A 15,994-nucleotide genomic window follows, 5' to 3' on the forward strand; every position below is an offset into this window, starting at 1 on the left:
CCCATGGCGCACGAGGCCGTCGACGAGCCCATCAAGGACACCGCCGAGGAGTGGCGGGTCATCGCCAGCGAGACGCCGTTCACCGGCAACAAGACCGGCGTCCGCACGGACACGGTCGTCATGCCCGACGGTTCCCCGGCCAAGCGCGACTACCAGACGCACCCCGGCTCGGTCGCCGTCCTCGCCCTCGACGAGCAGGACCGGGTGCTCGTCCTCAACCAGTACCGCCACCCCGTCCGGCAGCGGCTGTGGGAGATCCCGGCCGGACTGCTGGACGTCCCCGGGGAGAACCCGCTGCACGCCGCGCAGCGCGAGCTCTACGAGGAGGCCCACGTCAAGGCCGAGGACTGGCGGGTGCTGACCGACGTCTACACCACGCCGGGCGGCTGCGACGAGGCCGTACGGATCTTCCTGGCGCGCGGCATCTCCGCCGTCGAGGGCGAGCGCTTCGCCGTCGAGCACGAGGAGCTCGACATGCAGATCGCCCGGATCCCGCTGGCCCTGCTGGCGCGCGGCGTCCTCAAGGGCGAGCTGCACAACAACTGCCTGGTCGTCGGCGTCCTGTCGGTCATGGCCGCGCTCGCGGGCGACGGCCTGGAGGCGCTGCGCCCGGCCGACGCCCCCTGGCCGGCCCGCCCCTTCGAGGCCTGACGGCCCGTCGGGCCGACCGCTCGGCCGGGCCGTGCGGTCCGACCATAGGGCAACCCGAATAGGTGATCTTCAACAACGCGGTACCGCGTTACCCGGAGTGCGGTGGGTGGTGAACTAGGCTCGACGCGTCCCCCACCGCGGCCGCGGCGGGGGTTGAGCGTGCAGCAGGTTCCCGTGCGCGCGGGTCGGGGGTCCTCCCGCCGCGGGCAGGGGAAGGGAGTGGACCCGTGGCGGAGCGGACGGTGGAGACCGGCGGACCGGCGGTGGTCCCGCCCGAGCGGCGGCCGCCCGGCCCCGCCCCCGTGGTGAGCCCCCGTCAGCGGCTCACCCGTACGACGTCCTTCACGACCCAGCGCACCGAGCTGTTCGTCGGCCGGCAGCGCGAGCTCAAGGAGCTGCGCGCCGACATCGTGCGCGCGGGCCTGGACACCCTCTCCGGCCGCAAGAAGCCGCGCGGCCGGGTGCTGCTCATCGCCGGACGGCCCGGTTCCGGCCGGACCGCGCTCGCCGAGGAGCTCGCCCGGCAGCTCGCCGTGGACTACCCGGACGGAGTACTGCGCGCCCGGCTGACGGGCGCCGACGGGGCACCCGTGCCCACCGAACGGACCGCGCGCGCCCTGCTGGCCGAGCTCGGCGCGCCCGTACCGGCCGGGGCCCAGGAGGACGAGCTCACCCAGGCCCTGCGCGACGCCCTCCACGGGCGGCGGGTGCTGCTCGTCCTGGACGACGCGGCGGGCGCCGAACAGGTGGACCCGCTGCTGCCCGACGAGCCCGAGTGCCTGATCGTGGCCGTCTCCCGGGGCCCGCTCACCGGGGTGCCGGACGTCCGGCCCTGCGCGCTGGGCGGCCTGGACACCCCGGCGGCCGTCGAACTGCTGGAGTGGTTCGCCGGACCCACCCGGATCACCTGCGACCCGGTGGCCGCGAAGACGGTCGTCGAGGAGTGCGGCGGCCAGCCCGCCGCGCTGGTGCTGGTCGGCGGCTGGCTCGCCGCCCAGCCCAAGACGACGGTCGTCGACGCGGCCAAGCGGCTGCGCGAGCTGCCGCCCGCCGACGGCCACGAGAAGGGCGGCCGGCTGCTGGCACGGGCCTTCTGGCTGGCCTACGAGGCCCTGCCCGCGCCCACCGCCCGGCTGCTGCACCTGCTCGCGCTGGCCCCCGCCGGACTGGCCGACGCCCACACCGCCTCCGCGCTCGCGGGCACCTCGCTGAGCACCGCCCAGTCCGTGCTGGAGGACCTGACAGCCCGGGGCCTGCTGCGCCCCGAGACCCCCGGGGAGGGCCCGGACGGGCTGCCCCCGCAGTACCGGGTGCCCAGCTGTCTGGCGCCCCTGCTCGGCACGCTGCTGCACGCCCAGGAGCGCCCCGGCGAGGTCGAGCTGGCCCGGGCGCGGATGCTGGAGCGGACCGTCCGTCAGCTGCACTCCTGCCGCGCCACCACGGAGCGGAACGATCCGGCGGTCCGCCGCAGGATCGAGCAGCTGCCCCGGCCGCTGCGCTTCCCCTCCCGCCGTGCCGCCGAGGAGTGGCTGCTGGCCCGGCTGCCCGCGCTGCTCGCGGCGGCCCGGCTGGCGGTGGAGGACGGCCGGCTGGACACCCTGGCCCGGCGGCTGGTCTCCGCGCTGACCCGGGCCCTGACGGCCCATCTGGGGCCGGAGGCGGCGGCGCCCGAGCTCTACGGGCTGCACCAGCTCGTCCTCGATGTGGCCCGGCGCTGCGAGATGCCGCTGGAGAAGGCCGCGGCGCTGCTGAACCTGGGCGACCTCGACGCCCGGGCCGGCCGTACGCCGGAGGCGCTGGACCGCTACCGCCAGGCCCTCGCGGCGGCGCGCGAGGCCGGGGACCCGTACGCCACCAGCCGGGCGCTGGAGTCCATCGGTGCGGCGCACCAGGAGCTGGGCGACTTCCAGCGGGCCGCCGACTGGTACCGGCGCGGCCTGGAGCTGCGGCTGACGCGGGGGGAACTGGCCGACGAGGCGCGGCTGTACGGGCGGCTGGGCACGGTCCACGGCTACGCGGGCCTGTGGCCGGAGGCCCTGCGCGAGTGGCGCGCGGCGGCCGCCGCCCACCGCAGGCTGCGCGATCACGCCGGGCACGCCCGGGCGCTGGGCGAGGCCGCGTGGGCGCAGGAGCACACGGGCCGCCCGCGCGAGGCGGCGCGCACCGCGCTGGAGGCGGTGGAGTCCGCGCAGGCGGCCGGGGACGCCCGGCTGGAGGCGGGGTTGCGGCTGCGGCTGGCGGAGACCCTGGAGCGCCTCGGCGACGCGGCGGGGGCGCTGCGGCACCGGGGCTGTGCGGAGCGGCTGCTGGACGGGCCGGGCGCGCCCGCCGCCCCGGCTGCTCCGGATGTCCCGGGAGTGGGGGAGGAGCTGCCGGGGGTCCAGTAGGGGGTACCGCAGGGTAACGGATCTTCTACCTAAGAAATCAGTGGCGCATCGCGCAAAGATTGATGCATTGCAAGGCTAGACATCGCGCAATCCTTCAATAGACTGGCTGGGCCGCGTTCGCCGCGGTCTGCTCTGGTATGCCCGGCATATCAGGATTAGCCTGTCATTCTCTGATTCAAGGACCGTGATCGACGTGAAGGTCGGCATCCCCCGCGAGGTCAAGAACAACGAATTCCGCGTGGCCATCACCCCCGCGGGCGTGCTCGAGCTGGTGCGCAACGGCCACCAGGTCTTCGTCGAGAAGGGGGCCGGTCTCGGCTCCTCGATCACCGACGCCGAGTACGTCGGGGCCGGCGCGGCCATCCTGGACTCGGCCGACGAGGTCTGGGCCACGGCCGACCTGCTGCTGAAGGTCAAGGAGCCCATCGCCGAGGAGTACCACCGCCTCCGCAAGGGCCAGACCCTCTTCACCTACCTCCACCTGGCCGCCTCGCGCGAGTGCACGGACGCGCTGCTGCAGTCCGGCACCACCGCCATCGCCTACGAGACGGTCGAGCTCGCCAACCGCGCGCTGCCGCTGCTCGCCCCGATGTCCGAGGTCGCGGGCCGGCTGGCCCCGCAGGTCGGCGCCTACCACCTGATGCGCTCGGTCGGCGGCCGCGGTGTGCTGCCGGGCGGTGTCCCGGGCACCCACGCCGGCAAGGCCGTCGTCATCGGCGCCGGCGTCTCCGGCTGGAACGCCGCCCAGATCGCCGTGGGCATGGGCTTCCACGTCACCCTGCTCGACCGGGACATCAACAAGCTCCGCGAGGCCGACAAGGTCTTCGGCACCAAGGTGCAGACGGTCGTCTCCAACGCCTTCGAGCTGGAGAAGGCCGTCGTCGAGGCCGACCTCGTCGTCGGCGCCGTCCTGATCCCGGGCGCCAAGGCCCCCAAGCTGGTCACCAACGAGCTCGTCGCCAAGATGAAGCCCGGAAGTGTACTTGTCGACATTGCGATCGACCAGGGCGGCTGCTTCGAGGACTCCCGTCCCACCACCCACGCGGAGCCGACCTTCCAGGTCCACGACTCCGTCTTCTACTGCGTCGCCAACATGCCGGGCGCGGTGCCGAACACCTCGACCTACGCGCTCACCAACGCCACGATGCCCTACATCGTGGAGCTGGCGAACCGTGGCTGGCAGGAGGCGCTGCGTCGCGACGCCGCCCTCGCCAAGGGTCTCAACACCCATGAGGGTCAGGTCGTTTACGGCCCGGTCGCCGAGGCGCACGGACTGCCGCATGTCGAACTGAGCACCCTGCTCGGCTGACCCCGAAGGCGTCGACCGACGACGAGCACATACCCGGCCGGGCCTTGCGCAGCAAGGCCCGGCCGGGGCGTTTCGCCATGGTTTGACCCGCCCGTGATTCTTCCGGGTTATCCGCCGAACACCCTTGACAGAAGGGTGTTCGATTGCCGACACATCGTGCCGTCTCCGGCGGATTGTGTTGCTGTGGACCGCCGACACGCCATAGAGTCGCCAACCGTCGGCATGGTGCCACGCTGACGTATCTAGATGTTTCCTGGTCACCAAGGAGGTAGGACGACTTGTGAATGAGTCGACATTTGCTCCCGGGGGTGGTCACCCAGGAATCCCTGCGCAGGCGCCGAGTCCCGTGGGACTCCACGCTGTCGGCTCCGTCGCTGTCCACACCTACTCAGCACACGCAGCGCACCAGGACATCCAGAGCATGACGACAGCCCACCAGAGCATGGACGGTCACCACATGAACGCCATGGCCGGCGACGGGGCGGAGTCCACCCGTCTCGCCGACTACGAGAAGGTGCCCGAGGGGCACTTCTACGACCCCGACGCGGAGTACGAGCCCGACCCGGAGTACGCGGCCACGCTCGCGCCGGACGCGGCCCGTCAGCGCCGTGAGCGCATCGGCCCGACCGGGCGCCCCCTGCCGTACTTCCCCATCCCCGGACCGCTGGCGGACCACGGCCCGGCCAAGATCATTGCCATGTGCAACCAGAAGGGCGGGGTCGGCAAGACCACCTCGACCATCAATCTGGGTGCCGCGCTGGCGGAGTACGGCCGCCGGGTGCTCCTCGTCGACTTCGACCCGCAGGGCGCGCTCTCCGTCGGCCTCGGCGTCAACCCGATGGAGCTGGACCTGACGGTCTACAACCTGCTCATGGAGCGGGGCATGCAGGCCGACGAGGTCCTGCTGAAGACGGCGGTCCCCAATATGGACCTGCTGCCCAGCAATATCGATTTGTCAGCGGCCGAGGTCCAGCTGGTCAGCGAGGTGGCCCGCGAGTCCACCCTCCAGCGGGCCCTGAAGCCCCTGATGGCCGACTACGACTACATCGTGATCGACTGTCAGCCCTCGCTGGGCCTGCTCACCGTCAACGCCCTGACGGCGGCTCACAAGGTGATCGTCCCCCTGGAGTGCGAGTTCTTCGCGCTGCGCGGTGTCGCCCTGCTCACCGAGACCATCGAGAAGGTCCAGGAGCGGCTCAACCCGGAGCTGGAGCTCGACGGCATCCTCGCCACGATGTACGACTCGCGCACCGTCCACAGCCGCGAGGTCCTCGCGCGGGTGGTCGAGGCGTTCGACGACCACGTCTACCACACGGTCATCGGCCGTACGGTCCGCTTCCCCGAGACCACGGTCGCGGGCGAGCCCATCACCACCTACGCGTCCAACTCCGTGGGCGCCGCCGCGTACCGCCAGCTGGCCAGGGAGGTGCTCGCCCGTTGTCACGCCGAGTGAGCCTGCCCGGCGCCGACGAACTGTTCCGCACCACCGGCGGGATGGGGCTCCAGGCCTCCAGCCCGCGCCGCAAGGCGAACGGCGAGACGCCACCGAGGGTGCCGGGTCCGGGTGACGCGCCCGACGGCGAGCGGCCGGGCAAGACGGCCGCCGCCGTCCCCGAGGGCCGCGGCCCCGCCACCCCGGGCCAGGAGCCGGAGGCCGAGCGGCGCACCGCCGCCCCCCAGCCCCCGGCGGCCCGCACGGCCGAGCCCGCCGCCGGCCAGCCCAAGCGCCGCGGCCGCGCGGCCGGGCGCCGCCCCAGCGGCCGGGAGCGGCACGACGAGAAGATCACGGTCTATGTCTCCGCCGAGGAGCTCATGGACCTCGAACACGCCCGGCTGGTGCTGCGCGGCGAGCATGGGCTCGCCGTCGACCGGGGCCGGATCGTCCGGGAGGCCGTCGCGGTCGTCCTGGCGGACCTGGAGCAGCGCGGCGACGCGAGCATCCTCGTACGGCGCCTGCGCGGCCGCTGAGCGGTTCCGCTGCGCTAGCCTCCCGCGTAGCCGCACTCCCGCGTTCCGCCCCGCACTCTGGAATACCGATGCCTTCACCCGCCTCCACCCCGGCCCGCCGTTCGCTCGGCCGAGGCCCGGGCGGGTCGCCCGCCGGTGGCGAGGCCCGGGACGAGGATCCGGCCCTGCCGGCCGCCGCCGCGACGCGCGCGGACGACAGCACGGCCACGGCCGCCGGGAACGCCCCTGAGCCGCAGGCTCCCGCGACGGCCGCGCCGACGGAGGACCGCACGGCCACGGCTGCCGAAAGTGCCCCCGAGCCGCCGGCTCCCGTGACGGCCGTGCCGGACCTTACATCCGAGCCGGGTACCGCGGCCGCAGCGCCGGACGGCCCCGCGGCGGAAGCCGTGGACGGTACGGCCGGTGAGCCGGGAGCCGTTGCGGCCCCGGGGCAGGAGCCCGCCCCGTCGGAGGCCCCCGCCGGAGGCGAGGCGCGGTTCACCGTCCGGCTGGCGAACTTCGAGGGCCCCTTCGACCTCCTCCTCCAGCTGATCGCCAAGCACAAGCTCGACGTCACCGAGGTGGCCCTCTCCAAGGTCACCGACGAGTTCATGGCGCACATCCGGGCCATGGGTCCCGACTTCGACCTGGACCAGACCACCGAGTTCCTGGTCGTCGCCGCGACGCTCCTCGACCTCAAGGCGGCCCGGCTGCTGCCCGCCGCCGAGATCGAGGACGAGGCGGACCTCGCCCTGCTGGAGGCCCGCGACCTGCTCTTCGCCCGGCTGCTGCAGTACCGGGCGTACAAGCGGATCGCGGAGATCTTCAGCGGCCGGCTGGCCCACGAGGGCCGCCGCCACCCCCGTACGGTCGGCCTGGAGCCGCACCACGCGGAGCTGCTGCCCGAGGTCGTCCTCGGCATCGGCCCCGAGCGGCTGGCCGAGCTGGCCGTCAAGGCCATGCGGCCCAAGCCCCCGCCGCAGGTCTACGTCGACCACATCCACGCGCCCCTGGTCAGCGTCCGGGAGCAGGCCGAGGTCGTCGTGGGGCGGCTCAGGGCGACGGGCGAGGCGACCTTCGCCCAGCTCACCGCGGACGCCGCGGACACCCTGACGGTCGTGGCGCGCTTCCTGGCCCTGCTGGAGCTCTACCGCGAGAAGGCCGTCGCCCTGGACCAGGGCGAGGCGCTGGGGGCGCTGACGGTCCGCTGGACGGGCGGCACGGACGACGCCGCCCCGCTGGTGACCGACGAGTTCGACCGCGAGCCCCAGACCGAGCCCCGGACCGAGCCGGAGACCGATCCGCAGACCGAGCCCGAGGAGAGCGCACGGTGACCGAGACCACGTACCCCGAGGAGGCCCCCACGGGCGTGGCCGGGCTCGCCCTGAAGCCCGCGCTGGAGGCCGTCCTGATGGTCGTCGACGAGCCGGCCACCGACGAGCACCTCGCGAAGGTCCTCGACCGGCCCCGCCGCGAGATCGCCGACGCGCTGCGCGAGCTGGCCGACGAGTACACGATCCAGGGGCGCGGCTTCGAGCTGCGCCAGGTGGCGGGCGGCTGGCGCTTCTTCACCCGCCCCGAGTACGCCGACGCCGTCGAGGCCTTCGTCCTCGACGGCCAGCAGGCCCGGCTCACCCAGGCCGCGCTGGAGACTCTGGCCGTGGTCGCGTACCGTCAGCCGGTCAGCCGTTCACGGGTCTCGGCCGTACGCGGAGTGAACTGCGACGGCGTCATGCGCACCCTCCTCCAGCGGGGCCTGGTGGAGGAGGCGGGGACGGAACCCGAAACAGGTGCGATCCTGTACAGGACGACGAACTACTTTCTGGAGCGGATGGGCCTGCGCGGCCTGGACGAGCTTCCCGAGCTCGCGCCGTTCCTCCCCGAGGCGGAAGCGGTCGAGGGCGACTCCCAGGAGGGAGTGCCGTCATTCGATCCGGATGCCCCGGACACCGAAGCGGACGACAAGACGGAACTTTGATGCGAAGCAGCGGCAGGAACAGCGGAAGCGGCAACCGGGACGACCGGGGCGGTCGGGCGGGCTCTCCCCGTCCGGCGTCCGGGGGCGGGCGCGCGGGCGGCGGCCGTTCCGGCGGCGGGCGCCCCGAGAGCGGTGGCCGCTCCGGCGGCGGGAGCTATGGCGGCGGGCGTTCCGAGGGCGGTCGCTCCGGTGGCGGCGGCTACGGCGGCGGCCGTTCCGAGGGCGGCCGCTACGACGGCGGTCGCTCCGGGGACCGGCGTGACGACCGGCGTGACGACAGGCCGCAGGAGCGTCCGCGCCGTCCGCGCCCCGAGGAGCGCCGGTACGACGTGGGCCCCGACGCCGAGCGCACTCGCGGCGGTGCCACCAGCGGCCGTACCACCGGCCCCACCAGCGGCCGCGGCGCGGCGGCCCGCGGTGGCGCCAAGGGCGGCCCCCGCAAGAGCTCCACGGCCGGCTCCGGCGGCCGCAGCAGCGGTCCCGCCCGCGGGCACGGGTACGCCCCCGCCCGCTCGCGCGAACTCGACGCCAAGATCGAGGAGCGCAACCGGGAGCGGCACAACAAGCCGCAGGTGAAGACGCCCAAGACCTTCCCCGGCGCCGAGGAGGAGGGCGAGCGCCTGCAGAAGGTGCTGGCCCGTGCCGGCATGGGCTCGCGCCGCGCCTGCGAAGAGCTGATCGAGATGGCCCGCGTCGAGGTCAACGGCCGGATCGTCACCGAGCAGGGCCTGCGCGTCGACCCGGAGAAGGACGAGATCAAGGTCGACGGCCTGACGGTCGCCACCCAGTCGTACCTGTTCTTCGCGCTGAACAAGCCGGCCGGCGTCGTCTCCACCATGGAGGACCCGGACGGCCGCCAGTGCCTCGGCGACTACGTCACCAACCGTGAGACCCGCCTCTTCCACGTGGGCCGGCTCGACACGGAGACCGAGGGCATCATCCTGCTCACCAACCACGGTGAGCTCGCCCACCGTCTGACGCACCCCAAGTACGGCGTGCAGAAGACCTACCTGGCCGCCATCACGGGCCCGCTGCCGCGCGACATCGGCAAGCAGCTCAAGAGCGGCATCCAGCTGGAGGACGGCTGGGCCCGCGCGGACAACTTCCGCGTCATCCAGCAGACCGGCAAGAACTACCTCGTCGAGGTCACCCTCCACGAGGGCCGCAAGCACATCGTCCGCCGGATGCTCGCCGAGGCGGGCTTCCCGGTCGAGAAGCTCGTCCGCACCGCGTTCGGCCCCATCGCCCTGGGCGACCAGAAGTCGGGCTGGCTGCGCCGCCTGACCAACACGGAGGTCGGCATGCTGATGCGCGAGGTCGACCTGTAGGTCACGGTGTCCCGGGGCTCCGCCCCGGACCCCGGTCCTCAAACGCCGGACGGGCTGATGCCCGTCCGGCGTACCCGTATCAGGAAGTCCTCCACACGCGCCGTGTCCGGCTCCGCCGGCAGCGGCGTGCCCCGCAGTGCCTCCTCGCACTCCTCGAACAGCCGTGCCGCCCACGCCTCGGCCCGGGCCCACGGCACCTCGCCGTGGCGCACGGCCAGGAAGCGGTCCCGTTGACCGCCGACGTCGAGCGACAGCGCGCCCGTGCGCAGCAGATCGTTAAACCGGGGTCACGACCACACCGCCAGCCCCGTCGCCCGGCCTTCCTCGTCGCGCTGGATCTCCATCATCCCCTCGACCGCGTCGCGGGTGATCCGGCCGAAGACGTGCGGGAAAAGGGTGCCGGGGGCCACGCCGGGCGGCGGGGCGGGCGCGGCGGCCTCCCAGCGGACCATCACGTCCAGCTTGTGCTCGTCGATCAGCAGCACCATCAGCGGCCCCGGCACATCGCGGTAGAACGCCGTCGCCACGGCCAGCGTGGTCGCCTCGTCGGGCGAGCAGTGGACGAAGCCCTCCTCGGAGAGGGAGGCGGGGGAGTAGGGGCGGTCGGGCACGGCCAGCCAGTCGTCCAGGGGCACCACGTGATAGATCATGGACATCGTTCTACCCGACGCGACCGTCCGGATCACGGCTGTGCCCGATCATGCCGCCCCGGCCGCCCCACTAGGCTGTGGGACGTGAGAACCGCCCTCGTCATCGGAACCGGACTGATCGGCACGTCCGCCGCCCTCGCCCTCGCGGGCCGCGGTGTGCGGGTGCACCTGATGGACCACGACCCCGCCCAGGCCCGTACGGCCGCGGCGCGCGGCGCCGGTACCGACCAGGCGCCCGACGGGCCCGTGGACCTGGCCATCGTGGCCGTGCCCCCCGCGCATGTCGCGACGACCCTCGCCGAGGCGATCCGGGGCGGTGTCGCCCGCGGCTATCTCGACGTCGCCAGCGTCAAGGGCGGCCCCCGCCGCGAGCTGGAGGCGCTCGGCTGCGACCTCAGGGGCTATCTGGGCACCCACCCGATGGCCGGCCGGGAGCGCTCCGGGCCCATGGCGGCCACCGCCGACCTCTTCGAGGGCCGGCCCTGGGTGCTCACCCCCACCCACGGGACCGACACCGAGGTCCTCAACCTCGCCCTGGAGCTGGTCGCCCTGTGCCGGGCGGTGCCCGTCGTGATGGACGCCGACGCCCACGACCGGGCCGTCGCGCTGGTCTCCCACACCCCGCAGCTGATCTCCAGCATGGTCGCCGCCCGGCTGCGGAACGCCGACGAGACGGCCGTGCGCCTGTGCGGCCAGGGCATCCGCGACGTCACCCGGATCGCCGCCTCCGACCCCCGGATGTGGCTGGACATCCTCTCCGCGAACCCCGGGCCGGTGGCCGAGGTCCTCGCGGGCGTCGCCGCCGACCTCGAGGAGACCGTACGGGCGCTGCGCGCCCTGGAGTCCGCCGACGAGGAGAAGCGCCAGGGCGGCGCGGCCGGCATCGAGGACGTGCTGCGGCGCGGCAACGACGGCCGGGCCCGGGTGCCGGGCAAGCACGGCGCCGCCCCGGCCACCTACGAGACGGTGATCGTCCTCATCGGCGACCAGCCGGGCGAGCTGGCCCGGATCTTCGCGGACGCGGGCCGCGCGGGCGTCAATATCGAGGACGTCCGGATCGAGCACGCCACGGGCCAGCAGTCGGGCCTGATCCAGCTGATGGTCGAGCCCACGGCCGCGGCGGGCCTGGCCGCGACCCTGCGCGACGGGGGCTGGGCGGTCCGCCAGTAGGGCCGCCGGCGGGGCCCGTACGGCCCCGGGGCCGTACGGCGGCGCGGGCCGGTCCGGCGAGCCAGTAACCTTGAGTGAGCCATCAAGGCGATCCGCCAGGAAACGCCCCGTGTACGAGGAAGGTGCACAACACCGTGGAAACCGCCGCCCGGACCGCTCCGGCAGCAGTCGTCGTCGGCATCGACGGCCCCTCCGGCACGGGCAAGTCCAGCACGTCCAAGGCCGTGGCGGCCAAGCTGGGCCTGCGCTACCTGGACACCGGCGCCCAGTACCGGGCGATCACCTGGTGGATGCTGAGCAACGGCATCGATGTGAACGACCCGGCCGCCGTGGCGGACGCCGCGGGCAAGCCGGAGATCGTCTCCGGTACCGACCCCTCCGCGCCCACGATCATGGTCGACGGCGCGGACGCCTCGGCGCCCATCCGCACCCGGGAGGTCACCTCGGCCGTCAGCGCGGTCAGCGCCGTGCCGGAGGTGCGCACCCGGATGACCGAGCTCCAGCGCGCCATCGCCGCCGAGGCGCCGTACGGCATCGTCGTCGAGGGCCGGGACATCGGCACCACTGTCCTCCCGGACGCCGACGTCAAGATCTTCCTCACCGCCTCCCCGGAGGCGCGTGCCGCCCGCCGCAGCGGTGAGCTCAAGGGCAAGGAGGCCACCGACCTGGCCGCCACCCGGGCCGCCCTGATCAAGCGGGACGCGGCCGACTCCGGCCGGAAGACCTCCCCGCTGGCCAAGGCCGCCGACGCCGTCGAGGTGGACACCACCGAGCTGACGCTGGAGCAGGTCATCGAGTGCGTGGTCACCCTGGTGGAGTCGAGGCGGAGCGCGACCAAGGGCGAGGAGAAGCGGTCGGCGTGACCTCGTCCTCCGGTGCCGCCGTCGGGCGGCGGATCGGCATCGGCCTGATGTACGGGCTGTGGAAGCCCCGGGTGCTGGGCGCCTGGCGGATGCCCGCCACCGGGCCCTGCATACTGGCCGTCAACCACACCCACAACGTCGACGGCCCGATGGTGATGGGCACCGCCCCCCGGCCCGTGCACTTCCTGATCAAGAAGGAAGCGTTCGTGGGCCCGCTCGGCGCCTTCCTGCGCGGCATCGGCCAGCTGGAGGTCGACCGCTCGGGCACCGACCGCACGGCCGTCACCGGCGCGCTGAAGGTCCTGGCGGACGGCGGCGTGCTGGGCATCTTCCCCGAGGGCTCCCGGGGCGAGGGCGACTTCGCCTCGTTGCGCGCGGGGCTGGCCTACTTCGCCGTACGGTCGGGCGCGCCGATCGTGCCGGTGGCGGTGCTCGGCAGCGGTGAGGCCAGGAGCCGGGCCGTCCGGGGGCTGCCGCCGCTGCGCGGCCGCGTCGACGTGGTCTTCGGAGACCCGTTCGAGGCCGGTGACGGCAGCGGCAGGCGCACGCGCAAGGCGCTGGACGAGGCGACCACGCGCGTCCAGGAGCGCCTGGGCGCGCACCTGGCGGACGCCAAGCGGCTGACCGGCCGCTGACCGAGACTTGAAGTAGCGGGCCGTAAGGGTCCGCCGACGATACAGAAGAACGAGGAACGGACTTCATGGACGACCAGATCCACACCGGCGACGAGCACGGTGAGCTTGGCGACGCCGAGTACGCGGAGTTCATGGAGCTCGCGGCGCAGGAGGGCTTCGACGCCGACGAGGTCGAGGGCGCGCTCGGCGAGGCCGGCCACGGCCCGCTGCCCGTGCTCGCCGTCGTCGGCCGCCCCAACGTCGGCAAGTCGACCCTGGTGAACCGCATCATCGGCCGCCGCGAGGCCGTCGTCGAGGACCGCCCCGGCGTCACCCGTGACCGGGTCACCTACGAGGCCGAGTGGGCCGGCCGCCGCTTCAAGGTCGTCGACACCGGCGGCTGGGAGCAGGACGTCCTCGGCATCGACGCGTCCGTCGCCGCCCAGGCGGAGTACGCGATCGAGGCCGCCGACGCCGTGGTCTTCGTCGTGGACGCCACCGTCGGCGCCACCGACACCGACGAGGCCGTCGTCAAGCTGCTGCGCCGCGCGGGCAAGCCCGTCGTGCTGTGCGCCAACAAGGTCGACGGCCCCTCCTCCGAGGCCGACGCCGCCATGCTGTGGTCGCTGGGCCTGGGCGAGCCGATGCCGGTCTCCGCGCTGCACGGCCGCGGCACCGGCGACATGCTCGACGAGGTCCTCAAGGCGCTGCCCGAGGCCCCGGCCCAGACCTTCGGCGCCGCGCTCGGCGGTCCGCGCCGCATCGCGCTGATCGGCCGTCCGAACGTCGGCAAGTCCTCCCTGCTGAACAAGGTCGCGGGCGAGGAGCGGGTCGTCGTCAACGAGCTGGCCGGCACCACCCGTGACCCGGTCGACGAGCTGATCGAGCTGGGCGGCACCACCTGGAAGTTCGTGGACACCGCGGGCATCCGCAAGCGCGTCCACCTCCAGGAGGGCGCCGACTACTACGCCTCCCTGCGCACCGCCGCCGCGGTGGAGAAGGCGGAGGTCGCGGTCATCCTGATCGACGCCAGCGAGAGCATCAGCGTCCAGGACCAGCGCATCGTCACCATGGCCGTCGAGGCCGGCCGCGCCATCGTCATCGCGTTCAACAAGTGGGACACCCTCGACGAGGAGCGTCGCTACTACCTGGAGCGCGAGATCGAGACCGAGCTCCAGCAGATCTCCTGGGCGCCGCGGGTCAATGTCTCGGCGCGCACGGGCCGGCACATGGAGAAGCTCGTCCCCGGGATCGAGACGGCTCTGGCGGGCTGGGAGACGCGTGTCCCGACCGGTCGGCTGAACGCCTTCCTCGGTGAGCTCGTCGCGGGCAACCCGCACCCGATCCGGGGCGGCAAGCAGCCCCGCATCCTCTTCGGCACGCAGGCGGGCACCAAGCCCCCGCGCTTCGTCCTCTTCGCCTCCGGCTTCATCGAGGCCGGCTACCGCCGCTTCATCGAGCGCCGGCTGCGCGAGGAGTTCGGCTTCGAGGGCACGCCGATCCACATCTCGGTGCGCGTCCGTGAGAAGCGGGGCAAGAAGAAGTAACGCGGGGCACGCCGGGGCGGCTCGGGGCGCGGGGGAGTCCTTCTAGAAGCCCCGGCCGCGGCCGTCCCGCTGTCCCGGGGGCAGCGCGGGCAGCTGACCGCCGCGCTGCCGTCCGTAGTACGAATCCCAGACCGCGTTGTACCCCGACCCCGAGGGGCCGGGGTACGCGGCCGGGCCGGTGAGCTGACCGACGTAGCCGTAGGTGCCGCGGTGGCCGAAGGCCTTGAAGGTCAGCTCCTCCTCGCCGGAGCGGTCACCGGGCAGGGCCCGGAAGGCCCGCCGGTATTCGGAGCAGAGGGCGTCGAAGATCGGGGTGACCGAGGCGGGGTGACTCTCCGCTGAGGCGTCGCGGGGTGGCCGCATGCCGGGGATGTGGTTCGGGTACGAGGTCCGGGCGGGTTCGTATGAGTACACATCCCTGCCAACGACCTCAAGGCCCGTCGGATGCGGTCCACGCGGCGAATGGATGGCGGGGAGCGTCCGGCCCGGGTGGACAACGGGATAAAAGTCCTGGTTCGCCGGGGAGTGCGACTCCGGCTCGTCCGCCTCGTACCCGTATCCGCGCCCCTCGTTCATGTGCCCGCGAGCGGCATGGCCGCCCCCACCAGACGCCCGTTCGCCGCGGCCCGGTCCAGCGCCTCCCGCAGCAGGTCCTCCCGGGGCTGGGAGCCGATCGTCCCCACCGGGGCGCAGTAGACCAGCACCTTGCGCGTCTTGTTGACGGCGGCCCGCCAGCCGTCGGCGACCTGCATCGCCTGGTGCGCCTGCCACCACGCCTGGGGCGCGGCACCGCCGGTCGGCGGCTGGAGGACCGCGTGCAGCCGGCCCATGGCGAGCAGCACCGACCAGCCCGGAAGCACCGCCGGGGCCCGGCTGACATCGGTGACCGGGGCGAAGCCCTGCTCGGTGAGGAGCTCCAGGAACACATCCACCGGCCCGTCGGTGCCCGGGCGGGCGATCGGCCCCAGCGGCTCGACCACCAGCGCCGGCACCACCTCGCCGCCCACCAGCACCAGCCCGCTCGTCACCCCCAGCTCCGCCTGGAGCGGCACCTCGCGCCGGATGCCCGTGGGCCCGCCGCCCTCGGCCGTGATCGAGGCGACGGCGCCCTGCAGCTGCTCCTCGGAGACCGGGACGACCTGGGAGGGAATGCAACTGGCGTGGGCGAAGGCCAGTACGGCCGTCTCCTCGCCGACGAACAGCACGGTGCTGGTGGGCACCTGGGCGGTGTGGCCGGGGGTACGGCAGGAGGTGCAGTCGTACACATCCGGGGCGTTCTCGCCGCCGAGCAGTCGCTCCGCCTCTTCGTCGCCGATCTCGGCACGTACCTCGTCGCTGACAGCGAGCATGCGCGGCACGGGGGCTCCTCGAAACCTGGTAGGTCGGTTGTTCTCGTCGCAGGGCGCGGATGAACCGGGTGGTTCCCGGCTCGTAAGGAGACAACGGATGATCCATGGCATGGGTCACGCTCCGGAAAAGTTCCCGGGCGCGGCTACCGATGGGGCAACGCTTGCGGCACGACTTGGCGATCAAGGCCAACCCCGTGACCC

16 protein-coding genes are annotated in these 15,994 nt (G+C 73.4%); 12 read left to right on the forward strand and 4 right to left on the reverse strand.

The window, feature by feature from the left end; all coding sequences use genetic code 11:
* The first annotated feature begins 3 nt into the window (after positions 1-3).
* From ACFYZR_RS11905 to ACFYZR_RS11940, 8 genes are all read left to right on the forward strand, one after another.
* Complete coding sequence (locus tag ACFYZR_RS11905; protein ID WP_391908643.1) at positions 4-651, forward strand: NUDIX domain-containing protein; 648 nt, start codon at positions 4-6, stop codon at positions 649-651.
* A gap of 227 nt (positions 652-878) precedes the next feature.
* Positions 879-3,038, forward strand: a complete 2,160-nt coding sequence (locus ACFYZR_RS11910) for a tetratricopeptide repeat protein (protein ID WP_391908646.1) — start codon at positions 879-881, stop codon at positions 3,036-3,038.
* A 193-nt stretch (positions 3,039-3,231) separates the two neighbouring features.
* Positions 3,232-4,347: an alanine dehydrogenase gene (gene ald / locus ACFYZR_RS11915; protein WP_391909749.1), complete on the forward strand. Its 1,116-nt coding sequence runs from the start codon at positions 3,232-3,234 to the stop codon at positions 4,345-4,347.
* A 322-nt stretch (positions 4,348-4,669) separates the two neighbouring features.
* Positions 4,670-5,800, forward strand: a complete 1,131-nt coding sequence (locus ACFYZR_RS11920; RefSeq protein WP_391909752.1) for a ParA family protein — start codon at positions 4,670-4,672, stop codon at positions 5,798-5,800.
* Complete coding sequence (locus ACFYZR_RS11925; protein WP_391908649.1) at positions 5,785-6,315, forward strand: hypothetical protein; 531 nt, start codon at positions 5,785-5,787, stop codon at positions 6,313-6,315. Before ACFYZR_RS11920 ends, ACFYZR_RS11925 begins: the two co-directional genes overlap by 16 nt.
* A gap of 68 nt (positions 6,316-6,383) precedes the next feature.
* Positions 6,384-7,628: a segregation/condensation protein A gene (locus tag ACFYZR_RS11930; RefSeq protein ID WP_391908652.1), complete on the forward strand. Its 1,245-nt coding sequence runs from the start codon at positions 6,384-6,386 to the stop codon at positions 7,626-7,628.
* On the forward strand, positions 7,625-8,272 hold the full coding sequence (scpB, locus tag ACFYZR_RS11935) for an SMC-Scp complex subunit ScpB (protein ID WP_391908654.1): 648 nt from the start codon (positions 7,625-7,627) through the stop codon (positions 8,270-8,272). The genes ACFYZR_RS11930 and scpB overlap by 4 nt, the downstream gene beginning before the upstream one ends.
* Entirely contained in the window at positions 8,272-9,600 is a 1,329-nt protein-coding gene (locus ACFYZR_RS11940; RefSeq protein WP_391908657.1) for a pseudouridine synthase, read from the forward strand. Before scpB ends, ACFYZR_RS11940 begins: the two co-directional genes overlap by 1 nt.
* A gap of 38 nt (positions 9,601-9,638) precedes the next feature.
* Here ACFYZR_RS11940 and ACFYZR_RS11945 read toward each other — a convergent pair whose 3' ends face one another.
* Positions 9,639-9,812 (reverse strand): hypothetical protein, encoded by a 174-nt coding sequence (locus ACFYZR_RS11945; RefSeq protein ID WP_391908659.1) that lies wholly within the window; start codon positions 9,810-9,812, stop codon positions 9,639-9,641.
* Between the two features lie 75 nt (positions 9,813-9,887).
* Complete coding sequence (locus ACFYZR_RS11950; RefSeq protein WP_391908663.1) at positions 9,888-10,250, reverse strand: DUF952 domain-containing protein; 363 nt, start codon at positions 10,248-10,250, stop codon at positions 9,888-9,890.
* Between the two features lie 84 nt (positions 10,251-10,334).
* Between ACFYZR_RS11950 and ACFYZR_RS11955 the strand changes: the two genes are divergently transcribed.
* The 4 genes from ACFYZR_RS11955 to der all read left to right on the forward strand — a co-directional run bounded on the left by ACFYZR_RS11955 (position 10,335) and on the right by der (position 14,444).
* Complete coding sequence (locus ACFYZR_RS11955; RefSeq protein WP_391908666.1) at positions 10,335-11,420, forward strand: prephenate dehydrogenase; 1,086 nt, start codon at positions 10,335-10,337, stop codon at positions 11,418-11,420.
* Positions 11,421-11,554: 134 nt separating this feature from the next.
* The gene (gene cmk / locus ACFYZR_RS11960) at positions 11,555-12,283 is read left to right on the forward strand and encodes a (d)CMP kinase (RefSeq protein ID WP_391908670.1); all 729 of its coding nucleotides are present in this window, start codon (positions 11,555-11,557) and stop codon (positions 12,281-12,283) included.
* Entirely contained in the window at positions 12,217-12,918 is a 702-nt protein-coding gene (locus ACFYZR_RS11965; protein ID WP_391908673.1) for a lysophospholipid acyltransferase family protein, read from the forward strand. Before cmk ends, ACFYZR_RS11965 begins: the two co-directional genes overlap by 67 nt.
* 65 nt (positions 12,919-12,983) lie before the next feature.
* Entirely contained in the window at positions 12,984-14,444 is a 1,461-nt protein-coding gene (gene der, locus ACFYZR_RS11970; protein ID WP_391908676.1) for a ribosome biogenesis GTPase Der, read from the forward strand.
* Between the two features lie 42 nt (positions 14,445-14,486).
* Here the strand turns inward: der and ACFYZR_RS11975 are convergent, their stop codons facing one another.
* Positions 14,487-14,807: a hypothetical protein gene (locus ACFYZR_RS11975; protein ID WP_391908679.1), complete on the reverse strand. Its 321-nt coding sequence runs from the start codon at positions 14,805-14,807 to the stop codon at positions 14,487-14,489.
* A 209-nt stretch (positions 14,808-15,016) separates the two neighbouring features.
* Positions 15,017-15,802 carry a hypothetical protein gene (locus tag ACFYZR_RS11980; protein ID WP_391908682.1) on the reverse strand — a complete coding sequence of 262 codons (786 nt, stop codon included), beginning with the start codon at positions 15,800-15,802 and terminating at the stop codon, positions 15,017-15,019.
* Positions 15,803-15,994 lie beyond the last annotated feature (192 nt).

The sequence above is a fragment of the Streptomyces sp. NPDC001678 genome (genome assembly GCF_042892945.1).
Lineage (GTDB): Bacteria > Actinomycetota > Actinomycetes > Streptomycetales > Streptomycetaceae > Streptomyces.

What these genes read in the sequence shown, in the direction of transcription:
- ACFYZR_RS11905 (WP_391908643.1), top strand. Translation starts at nt 4, where the DNA reads ATGGCGCACGAGGCCGTCGACGAGCCCATCAAGGACACCGCCGAGGAG.
- ACFYZR_RS11930 (WP_391908652.1), top strand. Translation starts at nt 6,384, where the DNA reads ATGCCTTCACCCGCCTCCACCCCGGCCCGCCGTTCGCTCGGCCGAGGC.
- ACFYZR_RS11940 (WP_391908657.1), top strand. Translation starts at nt 8,272, where the DNA reads ATGCGAAGCAGCGGCAGGAACAGCGGAAGCGGCAACCGGGACGACCGG.
- ACFYZR_RS11950 (WP_391908663.1), bottom strand. Translation starts at nt 10,250, where the DNA reads ATGATCTATCACGTGGTGCCCCTGGACGACTGGCTGGCCGTGCCCGAC.
- der (WP_391908676.1), top strand. Translation starts at nt 12,984, where the DNA reads ATGGACGACCAGATCCACACCGGCGACGAGCACGGTGAGCTTGGCGAC.
- ACFYZR_RS11975 (WP_391908679.1), bottom strand. Translation starts at nt 14,807, where the DNA reads ATGCGGCCACCCCGCGACGCCTCAGCGGAGAGTCACCCCGCCTCGGTC.